We start from the raw sequence: 14,343 nt of genomic DNA, 5'->3' as shown, positions 1-14,343 counted from the left end.
CGTCCCCTTACAGCTTCATCAGGCTGGCGTCGTCGACCGAGGCCGAGTGGCGGGAACGGAACAGCGACACGATGATCGCGAGCCCCACCACGACCTCCGCCGCGGCGACGACCATCGTGAAGAAGGCGATGATCTGGCCGTCGAGATTGCCGTGCATCCGGGAGAAGGTCACGAACGCGAGGTTGCAGGCGTTGAGCATCAGCTCCACACACATGAACACCACGATCGCGTTCCGCCGGATCAGCACACCGGCCGCGCCGATGGTGAACAACAGGGCGGCGAGATAGAGGTAGTTGACCGGATTCACTTGGCGACCTCCTCTTCGTCGGCCCGGTCGGATTCACCGTTGCGGCCGAGCCGCTCGCCGGAGCGCTGCTCCAGTGCCTTGAGCCGGTCCAGCGACTCGTGCGACACGTCGCGGATCTGACCGCGGTCGCGCAGAGTCCGCATGACGGTGAGATCGGACGGGGTGCCGTCCGGGAGCAGCCCCGGGATGTCCACGGCGTTGTGCCGGGCGTACACGCCGGGCGCGGGCAGCGGCGGCAGCTGCGTGCCGCGCACCCGCTCCTCGGACCGCTCCCGCTGGGTCCTGGCCCGCTCGGTGCGCTCCCGGTGGGTGAGCACCATCGCGCCGACCGTCGCCGTGATCAGCAGGGCGCCGGTGATCTCGAAGGCGAAGACGTACCTGGTGAAGATGAGGCTGGCCAGCCCCTCCACGTTCCCGCCGTGCGCGGTGTTGGCGGTGCCCAGTCCGTTGAAGCTGTGCAGCGAGGCGTGGCCGATGCCCGCGATCAGCAGGACGCCGAAGCCGAGGCCGCAGCCCGCGGCCAGCCAGCGCTGCCCCTTGAGGGTCTCCTTCAGGGAGTCGGCCGCGGTGACGCCGACGAGCATGACCACGAAGAGGAACAGCATCATGATCGCGCCGGTGTAGACGACGATCTGGACGATGCCCAGGAAGTAAGCGCCGTTGGCCAGATAGAACACCGCCAGGACGATCATGGTCCCGGCGAGGCTCAGCGCGCTGTGCACGGCTTTTTTCATCAGTACGGTGGACAGCGCCCCGAGGACGGCGACGACGCCCAGCACCCAGAACTGGACGGCCTCGCCGGTCGAGGCCGCGGCGGCCAGGGCGGTCATGCGCCCACCCCCCGCGCCGAGCCGTTGTTCTCGTGGGCGTCGTCCGAGGGCTTCTCGCCCTTGGAGACCGCGGTCTGACGCTCCGTGCCGGGGGCGGCGCCGGAGACGAGGCCCCGGTAGTAGTCCTGCTCGTCCATCCCCGGGTAGATCGCGTGCGGGGTGTCGACCATGCCCTCCTCCAGGCCCGCGAGGAGCTCGTCCTTGGTGTAGATGAGGCTCTCGCGGGTGGTGTTGGCGAGCTCGAACTCATTGGTCATCGTCAGCGCCCGGGTGGGGCACGCCTCGATGCACAGCCCGCAGAGAATGCAGCGCGCGTAGTTGATCTGGTAGACGCGTCCGTAGCGCTCACCCGGGGAGTAGCGCTCCTCGTCGGTGTTGTCCGCGCCCTCGACGTAGATCGCGTCGGCCGGGCAGGCCCAGGCGCACAGCTCGCAGCCGATGCACTTCTCCAGGCCGTCCGGGTGGCGGTTGAGCTGGTGCCGGCCGTGGAAGCGCGGCGCCGTCACCTTCGGCGTCTCCGGGTACTGCTCGGTCAGCCGCTTCTTGAACATGGCCTTGAAGGTCACGCCGAAGCCGGCGACGGGGTTCTGGAACTTCTCCGAGGATCCCGGGGTCCCCGAGGACTCTGACGACTCAGACACCGTCCGCCTCCTTTCCGTCACTCGCGTGTTCGTCACTCTGAGTATCCGACCCGCCACTGACAACGAGCTCCCGCTCGCCCCGCGGCCTGCGGCGCGGCACCGGCGGCAGGGTCTGCCCCGGCAGTGGCGGCACCGGGAATCCGCCCGCCATCGGGTCGAACTCCGGCTCCGGGCCCGCCTTCTCGGTCTCCGCCCGGACCTTCTTGTCGCGGAAGACGTCGACGACGAAGGAGAGCAGCAGGATCGCGAGCACGGTCCCGGCCACGTACAGCACGATCCGGGAGAAGTCGTAGCCCTCGTTGCTCAGCGCCCGCACGGTGGCGACCATCATCAGCCAGACCACGGAGACCGGGATCAGGACCTTCCAGCCGAGCTTCATCAGCTGGTCGTAGCGGACCCGGGGCAGCGTGCCGCGCAGCCAGATGAAGAAGAACAGCAGCAGCTGGACCTTGATGACGAACCAGAGCAACGGCCACCAGCCGTGGTTCGCGCCCTCCCAGAAGGTGCTGATCGGCCACGGGGCCCGCCAGCCGCCCAGGAACAGGGTCGTGGAGACCGCGGAGACGGTGACCATGTTGACGTACTCGGCGAGCATGAACATTGCGAACTTGATCGACGAGTACTCGGTGTTGAAGCCGCCGACCAGGTCGCCCTCGGACTCCGGCATGTCGAACGGGGCCCGGTTGGTCTCGCCGACCATCGTGACGATGTAGATGATGAAGGAGACCGGCAGCAGCAGGATGAACCAGCGGTCCTGCTGCGCCTCCACGATCTTCGAGGTCGACATCGACCCGGAGTAGAGGAAGACCGAGGCGAACGCGGCCCCCATCGCGATCTCGTAGCTGATCATCTGCGCGCAGGAGCGCAGACCGCCCAGGAGCGGGTACGTCGATCCGGACGACCAGCCCGCCAGCACGATGCCGTAGATCCCGACAGAGGCGACCGCGAGGACGTAGAGCATCGCGATCGGCAGGTCGGTGAGCTGCATCGCCGTACGGTGCCCGAAGATCGAGACCTCGTTGCCGGACGGGCCGAACGGGATCACGGCGATCGCCATGAACGCCGGGATGGCGGCGACGATCGGCGCGAGCACGTACACGACCTTGTCGGCGCGCTTGACGACGACGTCTTCCTTCAGCATCAGCTTCACGCCGTCGGCCAGCGACTGGAGCAGGCCCCAGGGCCCGTTCCGGTTGGGGCCGATGCGCAGCTGCATCCAGGCGACGACCTTGCGCTCCCACACGATGGAGAAGAGCACCGTCACCATCAGGAACGCGAAGCAGAACACCGCCTTGATGCCGATGAGCCACCAGGGGTCGGTGCCGAACATCGACAGGTCCTCGGCGGCGAGTACGGCACTGTGCGGCGCCGCGGCCAGTTGAGCGAAGCCGGTCACGCCCCCACCTCCGATGCGATGTCGTGGCCGCCCGGTGCGGCGGGGCCGATCCGGACCAGGCCGCCGGGCCGGGCACCGGTGTCGGCCGGGACGCCCCGCCCGACGGAGTTCAGCGGCACCCAGACCACCCGGTCCGGCATGTCGGTGATCTTCAGCGGGAGTTCGATGCTGCCCGTCGGGCCGGTGACGGCCAGCAGGTCGCCGTCCTTCATGCCCGTCTCGGCCGCGGTGGCGGCGGAGAGCCGGGCGAGGGCGGCGTGCCGGGTGCCGGCCAGCGCCTCGTCGCCCTCCTGGAGCCGGCCCAGGTCGAGCAGCATCCGGTGGCCCGCGAGGACCGCCTCGCCGCTGCCGGGCCTGGGCAGCGGGTGCGCCGTCTCGCTCGGGTCGGCGGCGTGCGCGCCGGTCCAGCCGCCGAGCCGGTCCAGCTCACGGCGTACGGACCTCAGGTCCGGCAGCGCGAAGCGGGCGGGCCCTTCGGCGTCCGTGACCCCGGCCAGGGCGTCGGCCAGCATGTGCAGCACCCGGGCGTCGGTCGGCGCGAGAGGACGAGTCATCTGCTCGGGCTTCAGCGCCGCCTCGAACATCCGCGCCCTGCCCTCCCAGTTGAGGAAGGTGCCGGGCTTCTCGGCCACCGCGGCGACCGGGAGGACCACGTCGGCACGCTCGGTGACCTCGCTGGGCCGCAGCTCCAGCGAGACCAGGAAGCCGACCTCGTCGAGCGCCTCCAGGGCCCGCGCCGGGTCCGGCAGGTCCGTCGGCTCGACCCCGGCGACGAGCAGCGCGCCCAGTTCGCCGGTGGCCGCGGCCTCCACGATCTGGCCGGTGTCGCGGCCGAAGCGGGACGGGAGTTCGCCCACGCCCCAGACGGCCGCCACCTCGTCCCTGGCCCGCGGGTCGGTCGCCGGACGGCCGCCGGGCAGCAGCGAGGGCAGCACGCCCGCCTCCACCGCACCGCGCTCACCGGCCCGGCGCGGGATCCACACCAGCGCGGCCCCGGTCGCGGTGGCGGTCCGTACCGCGGCGGTCAGGGCGCCCGGTACCGCGGCGAGCCGTTCGCCGACCACGATCAGGGAGCCCTCGTCGCGCAGCGCCTCGGCCGCCACGGCTCCGTCGCCGTCGAGGCCGACGCCGCCCGCGATCGCGTCCAGCCACTCGGTCTCGGTGCCGGGGGCGGCGGGGAGCAGCGTGCCGCCCGCCTTCTCCAGGCCCCGGGTGGCGTGCGAGGCGATCGAGAAGGTGCGCTGGCCGTACTTGCGCATCGCCTTGCGCAGCCGCAGGAAGACGCCGGGCGCCTCCTCCTCCGACTCGAACCCGGCCAGCAGCACCGTCGGGGCCTTCTCCAGCGAGGTGTACGTGACCCCCGTGCCGTCCAGGTCCCGGCCGCGTCCGGCGACGCGGGCGGCCAGGAATTCGGCCTCCTCGCCGCTGTGCGCGCGGGCCCGGAAGTCGACGTCGTTGGTGTCCAGCACGACCCGGGCGAACTTGCCGTACGCGTAGGCGTCCTCGACGGTCAGCCGGCCGCCGGTGAGCACCCCCGTCCGGCCGCGCGCGGCGGCCAGTCCGGTGGCGGCGGCGGCCAGGGCCTCGGGCCAGCTCGCCGGTTCCAGGACGCCGTCCGCGTTGCGCACCAGCGGGGTGGTGAGCCGGTCGCGCTGCTGGGCGTAGCGGAAGGCGAAGCGGCCCTTGTCGCAGACCCACTCCTCGTTGACCTCGGGGTCGTCGGCGGCGAGCCGCCGCATGACCTTGCCGCGCCGGTGGTCGGTGCGGGTCGCGCAGCCGCCCGCGCAGTGCTCGCACACCGACGGCGAGGACACCAGGTCGAAGGGCCGGGAACGGAACCGGTACGCCGCCGAGGTCAGCGCCCCGACCGGGCAGATCTGGATGGTGTTCCCGGAGAAGTACGACTGGAACGGGTCGCCCTCGCCGGTGCCGACCTGCTGGAGCGCGCCGCGCTCGATCAGCTCGATCATCGGGTCGCCCGCCACCTGGTTGGAGAACCGGGTGCAGCGCGCGCAGAGCACGCACCGTTCGCGGTCCAGCAGCACCTGGGTGGAGATCGGGACGGGCTTCTCGTAGGTCCGCTTCTTCCCCTCGAAGCGGGAGTCCGCGTCGCCGTGCGACATCGCCTGGTTCTGCAGCGGGCACTCGCCGCCCTTGTCGCAGACCGGGCAGTCCAGCGGGTGGTTGATGAGCAGCAGCTCCATCACGCCCTTCTGCGCCTTCTCGGCGACGGGCGAGGTCAGCTGCGACCTCACCACCATGCCGTCGGTGCAGGTGATGGTGCAGGACGCCATCGGCTTGCGCTGGCCCTCGACCTCGACGATGCACTGGCGGCAGGCGCCGGCCGGGTCGAGGAGCGGGTGGTCGCAGAAGCGCGGGATCTCGATGCCGAGGAGTTCGGCGGCCCGGATGACCAGGGTGCCCTTGGGCACGCTGATCTCGATGCCGTCGATGGTCAGCGTGACCAGGTCCTCGGGCGGGATGGCCGCCTCGCCGCCCCCGGAGGGCGCACTCGTGGTGACTGTCATGCGTTCACCCCCTGGTGAGCGTTCTTGTCGTCGGCCCACGCGGTGGACCTGGCGGGATCGAAGGGGCAGCCCTTGCCCGTGATGTGCTGCTCGTACTCCTCGCGGAAGTACTTCAGCGAGGAGAAGATCGGCGAGGCGGCGCCGTCGCCGAGGGCGCAGAAGGACTTGCCGTTGATGTTGTCGGCGATGTCGTTCAGCTTGTCGAGGTCGGCCATCCGTCCCTTGCCCGCCTCGATGTCGCGGAGCAACTGGACGAGCCAGTAGGTGCCCTCGCGGCAGGGCGTGCACTTGCCGCAGGACTCGTGGGCGTAGAACTCGGTCCAGCGGGTGACGGCGCGCACGACGCAGGTGGTCTCGTCGAAGCACTGGAGCGCCTTGGTGCCGAGCATGGAGCCGGCGGCGCCGACGCCCTCGTAGTCGAGCGGCACGTCGAGGTGTTCGTCGGTGAACATCGGGGTGGACGAGCCGCCCGGGGTCCAGAACTTCAGCCGGTGCCCGGGGCGCATGCCGCCGCTCATGTCGAGCAGCTGGCGCAGCGTGATGCCGAGCGGGGCCTCGTACTGGCCGGGGCTCGCGACGTGCCCGCTGAGCGAGTACAGCGTGAAGCCGGGGGACTTCTCGCTGCCCATCGATTTGAACCAGTCCTTGCCCCGGTTCAGGATCGCGGGAACCGAGGCGATGGATTCGACGTTGTTCACCACTGTGGGGCAGGCGTACAGACCGGCGACCGCGGGGAAGGGGGGGCGCAGCCGGGGCTGGCCACGCCGTCCTTCGAGAGAGTCGAGCAGCGCGGTTTCCTCACCACAGATGTACGCGCCGGCACCGGCGTGCACCGTGAGTTCCAGATCGAGCCCCGAGCCCAGGATGTTCGTCCCCAGATAACCCGCCTCGTACGCCTCTCGTACGGCCTCGTGCAGCCGCCGCAGCACGGGGACGACCTCACCGCGCAAGTAGATGAACGCGTGCGACGAACGGATCGCGTAACAGGCGATCACGATGCCCTCGATGAGGCTGTGCGGATTGGCGAAGAGGAGCGGGATGTCCTTGCAGGTGCCCGGTTCCGACTCGTCGGCGTTGACAACCAGATAGTGGGGTTTGCCGTCGCCCTGCGGGATGAACTGCCACTTCATCCCGGTGGGGAAGCCCGCACCGCCGCGGCCGCGCAGGCCGGAGTCCTTGACGTAGGCGATGAGGTCGTCCGGTGCCATGGCGAGGGCCTTGCGCAGTCCCTCGTATCCCTCGTGGCGCCGGTAGGTCTCCAGGGTCCAGGATTCCGGCTCGTCCCAGAAGGCGGAGAGGACGGGGGCGAGCAGTTTCTCGGGGCTGTCCCCGTGGCCGCTTCCGTTGTCGTTGATCTCGGTCGCCAATGTCATCACTCCCCCTCCTCGGCGGTCGGGCCGGCCGGGTGGTCCGGGTCGGAGGCCGAGGTCTGCTGCGGTGCGTCGTGCGAGCCGAGGTGCTCGGACGGCGACGGGTCGTGGGGCTGGGGGCCGGTGGGGCGCTCGCCGCGCGGGGCGACGACGCGCGGGTGCGGCTCCTCGCCCTTGGCGAGCCGGAGGCCGATCAGCGAGGCGGGGCCCGCGCCGCCGGACGCCTCGACGGCACCGGGGCGCTCGTCGGGGAAGCCGGCCAGGATCCGGGCGGTCTCCTTGTACGAGCACAGCGGGGCGCCGCGAGTGGGTTCGACGGTGCGCCCGGCGATCAGGTCGTCGACCAGGCGGGTCGCGCTCTCCGGCGTCTGGTTGTCGAAGAACTCCCAGTTGACCATCACCACGGGGGCGAAGTCGCAGGCCGCGTTGCACTCGATGTGTTCAAGGGTAATCTTCCCGTCCTCGGTGGTCTCGTCGTTGCCGACGCCGAGGTGCTCCTTGAGCCGGTCGAAGATGGCGTCGCCGCCCATCACCGCGCACAGGGTGTTGGTGCAGACACCGACCTGGTAGTCGCCACTGGGCTTGCGCCGGTACATCGTGTAGAAGGTGGCGACCGCGGTGACCTCGGCGGTGGTGAGGCCGAGCATGTCGGCGCAGAACGCCATGCCGGTGCGGGAGACGTAGCCCTCCTCCGACTGCACCAGGTGCAGCAGGGGCAGCAGGGCGGAGCGGCTGTCGGGGTAGCGGGCGATCACCTCCCTCGCGTCCGTTTCGAGCCTGGCGCGCACCTCGGCCGGGTAGGCGGGGGCGGGGAGCTGCGGCATCCCCAGACTGACTTCCTGACGTGCTTCGGTCACCGGTCGACGCCTCCCATCACGGGGTCGATGGACGCGACGGCGACGATGACGTCGGCGACCTGGCCGCCTTCGCACATCGCCGCCATGGCCTGGAGGTTGGTGAAGGACGGGTCACGGAAGTGGACCCGGTAGGGGCGGGTGCCGCCGTCCGAGACGACGTGCACGCCGAGTTCGCCCTTGGGGGACTCGACGGCGGTGTACGCCTGCCCTGCCGGGACCCGGAAGCCCTCGGTCACCAGCTTGAAGTGGTGGATCAGGGCCTCCATGGAGGTGCCCATGATCTTCTTGATGTGGTCGAGCGAGTTGCCCAGGCCGTCCGGGCCGAGCGCGAGCTGCGCGGGCCAGGCGATCTTCTTGTCGGCGACCATCACCGGTCCGGGGGCGAGCCGGTCGATGCACTGCTCGACGATCCGCAGCGACTGGCGCATCTCCTCCAGGCGGATGAGGAAGCGGCCGTAGGCGTCGCAGCTGTCGGCGGTGGGGACGTCGAACTCATAGTTCTCGTACCCGCAGTAGGGGTCGGTCTTGCGCAGGTCGTGCGGGAGTCCGGCGGAGCGCAGCATCGGGCCGGTGACGCCGAGCGCCATGCAGCCGGTCAGGTCGAGGTAGCCGACGTCCTGCATGCGGGCCTTGAAGATGGGGTTGCCGGTGGCGAGCTTGTCGTACTCCGGCAGGTTCTTCTTCATGGTCTTCACGAACTCGCGCAGCTGGTCGATCGCGCCGGGCGGCAGGTCCTGGGCGAGTCCGCCGGGCCGGATGAACGCGTGGTTCATGCGGAGGCCGGTGATCAGCTCGAAGAGGTCGAGAACGAGTTCACGATCGCGGAAGCCGTAGATCATGATCGTGGTGGCGCCGAGCTCCATGCCGCCGGTGGCGATGCACACCAGGTGCGAGGAGATCCGGTTGAGCTCCATCAGCAGCACGCGCAGGACGGTGGCCCGGTCGGGGATCTGGTCCTCGATGCCGAGGAGCTTCTCGACCCCCAGGCAGTACGCCGCCTCGTTGAAGAAGGGCGTCAGGTAGTCCATCCGCGTGACGAAGGTGGTGCCCTGGGTCCAGTTCCGGAATTCGAGGTTCTTCTCGATGCCGGTGTGGAGGTAGCCGATGCCGCAGCGGGCCTCGGTGACGGTCTCGCCGTCGATCTCCAGGATCAGTCGCAGCACCCCGTGCGTGGACGGGTGCTGGGGGCCCATGTTGACGATGATGCGCTCGTCGTCGGACTTGGCCGCGGATTCGACGACCTCGTCCCAGTCGCCGCCGGTGACCGTGTACACGGTCCCCTCGGTGGTGTCGCGGGCGTCCGAGAAGGGCGTTCCGGAGGGCCCCGACGAGGTGGGGTGGGGGTGGGGAGTAGTCATCAGGAGTACGACCTCCGCTGGTCCGGAGCCGGGATCTGGGCGCCCTTGTACTCGACGGGAATGCCGCCGAGCGGGTAGTCCTTGCGCTGCGGGAAGCCCTGCCAGTCGTCCGGCATCATGATCCGGGTGAGGGCGGGGTGCCCGTCGAAGACGAGCCCGAAGAAGTCGTAGGTCTCGCGCTCGTGCCAGTCGTTGGTCGGATAGACCGGGACGAGGGACGGGATGTGCGGGTCGCTGTCCGGGGCCGACACCTCCAGCCGGATCAGCCGGGTGTGCGTGATCGAGCGCAGGTGGTAGACGGCGTGCAGCTCCCGGCCCTTGTCGCCGAGGTAGTGGACGCCGCTGACGCCCGTGCAGAGCTCGAAGCGCAGCGCCGGGTCGTCGCGCAGGGTGCGGGCGACTTGGACGAGGTGTTCGCGGGCGATGTGGAAGGTGAGCTCGCCGCGGTCGACGACGGTCTTCTCGATGGCGCTGGCGGGCAGCAGGTCCTGCTCCTCCAGGGCCCCTTCGAGCTCGTCCGCGACCTCGTCGAACCAGCCGCCGTACGGCCGGGAGGCCGCGCCCGGCAGGGCCACGGTGCGGACGAGGCCGCCGTAGCCGGAGGTGTCGCCGCCGTTGTTGGCGCCGAACATGCCCTTGCGTACGCCGATGACCTCGCCGCCCTCGCCGCGCGGGACGGGGACGCCGTTGTCGTTGTGCTCGTCGTGGTTCCGGCTCTCGCTCATCGCAGCAGCCCCTTCATGTCGATCAGGGGCAGCGCCTTGAGTGCCGCTTCCTCCGCCTCGTGGGCGGCCTCCTGCGCGTTGACCCCGAGCTTGGAGCCCTGGATCTTCTGGTGGAGCTTGAGGATCGCGTCCATCAGCATCTCGGGCCGCGGCGGACAGCCCGGCAAATAGATGTCGACCGGGACGATGTGATCAACACCCTGAACAACTGCGTAATTGTTGAACATTCCGCCCGACGATGCGCAAACGCCCATGGAGATCACCCACTTGGGGTTGGGCATCTGGTCGTAGACCTGGCGCAGGACGGGAGCCATCTTCTGGCTGACCCGCCCTGCCACGATCATCAGGTCCGCCTGCCGCGGCGATCCGCGGAAGACCTCCATCCCGAAACGGGCCAGGTCGTAGCGCCCGGCTCCGGTCGTCATCATCTCGATGGCGCAGCAGGCGAGGCCGAAGGTGGCGGGGAAGACGGAGGACTTCCGCACCCAGCCCGCAGCCTGCTCGACAGTGGTCAGCACGAAGCCGCTGGGCAGCTTCTCTTCGAGTCCCATGGTGTGCCCCTCAGCCCCTCAGTCCCATTCCAGGCCGCCGCGACGCCATACGTACGCGTAGGCGACGAAGACGGTGAGCACGAAGAGCAGCATCTCCACGAGCCCGAAGATCCCCAGGGCGTCGAAGGTGACCGCCCAGGGGTAGAGGAAGACGATCTCGATGTCGAAGACGATGAAGAGCATCGCCGTCAGGTAGTACTTGATGGGGAAGCGGCCGCCTCCGGCCGGCGTCGGAGTGGGCTCGATGCCGCACTCGTACGCTTCGAGCTTCGCCCGGTTGTACCGCTTGGGGCCGATAAGCGTGGCCATGACCACGGAGAAGATCGCAAACCCTGCCCCGAGGGCGCCGAGCACGAGGATGGGCGCGTAGGCATTCACGCTCCTCGCTCCTTCCAGTCGTCCTTGACCGTTGGACCGCATCGGGCGACCGGCTCACCACCCCAGCAAGATCGTGCACATGTGAGGCAGTTCACAAGCCCGACTGCCCCGCATCCTATGCCCGCCGTCCTGTGATCTGCGACACGGGGTACAGCAACGTCTTTGTGATCTCCACCACCTGACGAAGGATCATGAAGTCGGATGAGCGGTGATCTTCACACGTGAAGCGGTCGAGTGATCACGAGACGTGACATCTGATGCTGTTACCGCTGGTCAAACAGGTGCCGCACTATCAAGAGATGGCACCACCAAGCAAATTGGAGATGGACGGCCCGAGGTGATAAAGGAGCCGGATGATCTACGACCCCGCTCCGGTGGTCCGGGGTCACCGCACTCCGTCCGGACCGACCGGACTCACCCGGGCGAGGGGACGGAAGGCGCGAAGTGGACACACGCCTACATGTGTGATTTTCACCGTAAACGGGACATGGCCCGCCCCCTGACGCCGCGTTGAGGGTTCGTCACGCATGTGAGAGCGTCGCCGCAACGGGCATGTGACCTGCGTCACGCCATCGGGGCCCCGACAAAAGCGGGCTTGGCCATCGGTGCGAACGGATGGTAGGCGGCGGGCAATTCAGGCATATTGCCGAAAGCCCGTGATCACAGCCGTGATCACACATGACCGTTTTGCCCGTTACGGCGTCAATGGGGGGCACCGGAAAGCGGATTCAGGGATTCCGGACGTAACTGTGTCGCAACACACGTTTCTTGATGGGAGCCCCGAGGCCCTGATAGCGCTAGTACTCATGTCCCACACCGCTCACATACCCAGCCACCGGAAGCCCCGCCGAAACGCCCCGAAGACGGCGCTGCGGGCCGGAGTTGCCGGTGGCGTCCTCAGCACCATCGCGGTCGCAGGCGCTGCCGGTCCGGCCCAGGCCGAGCCGGTGACCCAGACCATCGAGATGCCCACCATCACCTCCGGGCTCTCCCCCGCCGTCGCCGCGTCCGCCCAGGCCACGCAGCAGGTCGCCCAGGACCTGCAGACGCAGGCCCAGCAGGACGCCGCAGCCGCCACCGCGGCCAAGGCCGCCAAGAAGGCCAAGGCCGAGGCGGTCCGCAAGGCGGAGGCCAAGAAGAAGGCCGAGGCGGCTGCCAAGGCCAAGGCGGAGGCCGCCGAGCGCGCCTCCCGCACCGCCGAGCGCACGACGCTCAGTGCGAGCTCCGGTTCCACGTCGTCCCCGTCCCCCTCCTCCTCGTCGAACGCGACCGGTTCGGCCGCGGCCGTCATCGCCTTCGCGAAGGCCCAGATCGGCGACGCGTACGTGTCCGGCGGCACCGGCCCCTCCTCGTGGGACTGCTCCGGCCTCGTCCAGGCCGCGTTCCGTTCGGTCAGCATCGACCTGCCGCGCGTCTCGCAGGCCCAGTCCACCGCCGGCACCCAGGTCTCCCTGAGCAACCTCCAGCCCGGCGACATCCTGTACTGGGGCGGCGCGGGCAGCGCGTACCACGTCGGGATCTACGTGGGCGGCGGCGAGTTCGTCGGTGCGCAGAACTCCAGCACCGGTGTGGTGCAGCGCCCGCTCTCCTACGACCCGCCGTCGGGCGCGGTCCGCGTTCTCTGAGTTCTTCGAGCTCTCCGAGTTCTCTGATTCACAAGCGTGCGTGAGCGCGTGCAGGCGCGTGTGAAGACGGCGAAGGGCCGTCGCTCCCCGCTCGGGAGCGGCGGCCCTTCGCCGTGAACCGGTGGTGGCGGACAGCGGGGTGGACAGTGGCCGACGGCCGGTGGGGACAGCCCCACCCCCGGCCCCAGTGCTGGCCCCCCGGGCAATTCGGGGGGCCGCGTCACTGACCTCGTCGACCGCCGACCGCACGATAATTGCATGCAGCCGACGCCCGCCCATTCGCCCACTCCCAGCCGAAGTCGCGGCCATGATCGCGACCCGTTCATAGACATCGTCAGAGCGCTGTGCGTGCTGGCCGTCATTTCCCAGCACTGGCTCATGCCGGTCCTGTCCTACGAGAATGGGCACATGAGCGCCGGGAATGCTTTCTCCAGCCCCGGCTGGTGGATTGTCACCTGGCTGACGCAGGTCATGCCCATGGTGTTCTTCGCCGGTGGTGCCGCCAATTTCTTCTCGTTCCGGTCGGCGAAATCGGTGCCCGTCTGGCTCCGGAGCAGGATCGCGCGGCTCCTGGTGCCGGTCGTGCCGTTGGCCGCCGTGTGGCTGGTGCTGCCCCATGTGCTGATCGGTGCGGGGGTGCCCCGCCAGCCGGTGCTGATGGCGGGCAAACTGGCCGGGCAGCTGCTCTGGTTCCTCGCCGTCTACGTGCTCGTGGTGGCGCTCACGCCGGTGATGTTCAGGTGGTACCGCCGGTACGGGTGGCGCGTGCTCGGGGTCCTCGCCGTCTGCGCACTGGTCGTCGACGTACTGCGCTTCGAGGTCGCCCCCGCGGCGGGTTTCCTGAATGCCCTGTTCGTCTGGCCCGCGGCCCACCAGCTCGGCTTCCACTACGCCGACGGCGGTCTGCGCGTGCGGAGCGCGTGGGCGTCGTCGGCCCTGGCCGTCGTCGGCTTCGGGCTCACCGCGGCCGCCGTGTTCTTCGGGCCCTACCCGGCGTCCATGATCGGAATGCCCGGCGCTCCCGTCTCCAACATGAGCCCTCCGACCGCGGTGATGCTGTCGCTGACGATCGGCCAGGTCGGGCTCTGGCTGACGTTCCGGCCGGCCCTGGCGCGATGCGCCGAACTCCCTTTCGCCGCCGCCTTTCTGCGGTGGTGCGGGGCCCGATTCATGACCCTGTATCTCTGGCACATGCCCGCGCTCGCGGTGACGGTGGGAATCACCGTTATCGGATTCGGTTTCGCGACTCCGACGCCCGGCAGCCCGATGTGGTTCGCGGTGATTCCGGCGTGGATCGCGATCGCGGGAATCTCCCTGCTGTGTTTCACCGGAACATTCGGCCGTTTCGAATTCCGGCGCGGTTCCGGTGCGGTGTCGCACACGAGTCTCGGCAAGGTCGTTCTCGCGGCCGTGCTTTCCTCCGGCGGCCTCCTCGGACTCGCCGCGCAGGGTTTCGTCTCCCCCGGAAACCCGCTGAACCCGGTGCTCTGGGTGTCACTGGTGCTGGCGGGACTGCTCGCCGTACGGGAGACACGGGAGCCACAGGGGATACGGAGGACACGGGAGAAGCACGCCCCGGAGCCCGTCGCCGCGCGAGTCCCCCGTCCTGCCCCCACCGCCGCGCGAGTCCCCCGTCCTGCTCCCACCGCCGCGCGAGTCCCCCGTCCTGCCCCCACCGCCGCGCGAGTCCCCCGCCCCGCCCCCACCGCCCCGCACCGCACGGAAATCCGTATGGGCTAGGCTCGCCGGGGTGCAGTGAGGGGCCTCGAACAGGGTC

The 14,343-nt window shown here is 69.5% G+C and carries 13 protein-coding genes; 2 read left to right on the top strand and 11 right to left on the bottom strand.

Annotation, left to right across the window (positions count from 1 at the left end; translation table 11 throughout):
* Positions 1 to 7 precede the first annotated feature (7 nt).
* From nuoK to ACWCXX_RS03630, 11 genes are read right to left on the bottom strand one after another with little or no spacing between them, the layout of a single operon-like run.
* Positions 8 to 307 (bottom strand): NADH-quinone oxidoreductase subunit NuoK, encoded by a 300-nt coding sequence (gene nuoK / locus ACWCXX_RS03680; RefSeq protein WP_018101339.1) that lies wholly within the window; start codon positions 305 to 307, stop codon positions 8 to 10.
* Positions 304 to 1,137: an NADH-quinone oxidoreductase subunit J gene (locus ACWCXX_RS03675; RefSeq protein ID WP_451123914.1), complete on the bottom strand. Its 834-nt coding sequence runs from the start codon at positions 1,135 to 1,137 to the stop codon at positions 304 to 306. The genes nuoK and ACWCXX_RS03675 overlap by 4 nt, the downstream gene beginning before the upstream one ends.
* Positions 1,134 to 1,778 carry an NADH-quinone oxidoreductase subunit NuoI gene (gene nuoI, locus ACWCXX_RS03670; protein WP_451123912.1) on the bottom strand — a complete coding sequence of 215 codons (645 nt, stop codon included), beginning with the start codon at positions 1,776 to 1,778 and terminating at the stop codon, positions 1,134 to 1,136. The genes ACWCXX_RS03675 and nuoI overlap by 4 nt, the downstream gene beginning before the upstream one ends.
* A complete protein-coding gene (gene nuoH, locus ACWCXX_RS03665; protein WP_451123910.1) occupies positions 1,771 to 3,174 on the bottom strand; it encodes an NADH-quinone oxidoreductase subunit NuoH in 1,404 nt (467 codons plus the stop codon). Before nuoH ends, nuoI begins: the two co-directional genes overlap by 8 nt.
* Positions 3,171 to 5,702: an NADH-quinone oxidoreductase subunit G gene (locus tag ACWCXX_RS03660; RefSeq protein WP_451123908.1), complete on the bottom strand. Its 2,532-nt coding sequence runs from the start codon at positions 5,700 to 5,702 to the stop codon at positions 3,171 to 3,173. The genes nuoH and ACWCXX_RS03660 overlap by 4 nt, the downstream gene beginning before the upstream one ends.
* Positions 5,699 to 7,075, bottom strand: a complete 1,377-nt coding sequence (nuoF, locus tag ACWCXX_RS03655; protein ID WP_451123906.1) for an NADH-quinone oxidoreductase subunit NuoF — start codon at positions 7,073 to 7,075, stop codon at positions 5,699 to 5,701. The genes ACWCXX_RS03660 and nuoF overlap by 4 nt, the downstream gene beginning before the upstream one ends.
* On the bottom strand, positions 7,075 to 7,896 hold the full coding sequence (nuoE, locus tag ACWCXX_RS03650; RefSeq protein ID WP_451124366.1) for an NADH-quinone oxidoreductase subunit NuoE: 822 nt from the start codon (positions 7,894 to 7,896) through the stop codon (positions 7,075 to 7,077). The genes nuoF and nuoE overlap by 1 nt, the downstream gene beginning before the upstream one ends.
* 29 nt (positions 7,897 to 7,925) lie before the next feature.
* Positions 7,926 to 9,287, bottom strand: coding sequence for an NADH-quinone oxidoreductase subunit D (locus tag ACWCXX_RS03645; RefSeq protein ID WP_451123904.1), 1,362 nt, complete (start codon positions 9,285 to 9,287; stop codon positions 7,926 to 7,928).
* Positions 9,287 to 10,012, bottom strand: coding sequence for an NADH-quinone oxidoreductase subunit C (locus ACWCXX_RS03640; protein WP_451123902.1), 726 nt, complete (start codon positions 10,010 to 10,012; stop codon positions 9,287 to 9,289). Before ACWCXX_RS03640 ends, ACWCXX_RS03645 begins: the two co-directional genes overlap by 1 nt.
* A complete protein-coding gene (locus tag ACWCXX_RS03635) occupies positions 10,009 to 10,563 on the bottom strand; it encodes a NuoB/complex I 20 kDa subunit family protein (RefSeq protein ID WP_451123900.1) in 555 nt (184 codons plus the stop codon). Before ACWCXX_RS03635 ends, ACWCXX_RS03640 begins: the two co-directional genes overlap by 4 nt.
* Positions 10,564 to 10,581: 18 nt before the next feature.
* On the bottom strand, positions 10,582 to 10,941 hold the full coding sequence (locus ACWCXX_RS03630) for an NADH-quinone oxidoreductase subunit A (RefSeq protein ID WP_003992243.1): 360 nt from the start codon (positions 10,939 to 10,941) through the stop codon (positions 10,582 to 10,584).
* Between the two features lie 806 nt (positions 10,942 to 11,747).
* Between ACWCXX_RS03630 and ACWCXX_RS03625 the strand changes: the two genes are divergently transcribed.
* Positions 11,748 to 12,566 (top strand): C40 family peptidase, encoded by an 819-nt coding sequence (locus ACWCXX_RS03625; RefSeq protein ID WP_451123898.1) that lies wholly within the window; start codon positions 11,748 to 11,750, stop codon positions 12,564 to 12,566.
* A gap of 258 nt (positions 12,567 to 12,824) precedes the next feature.
* Entirely contained in the window at positions 12,825 to 14,306 is a 1,482-nt protein-coding gene (locus tag ACWCXX_RS03620) for an acyltransferase family protein (RefSeq protein WP_451123896.1), read from the top strand.
* Positions 14,307 to 14,343 lie beyond the last annotated feature (37 nt).

The organism is Streptomyces sp. NPDC001732, assembly GCF_053596315.1.
The sequence above is the reverse complement of the archived record's forward strand: the minus strand, read 5'-3'. Positions and strand labels throughout refer to the sequence as shown.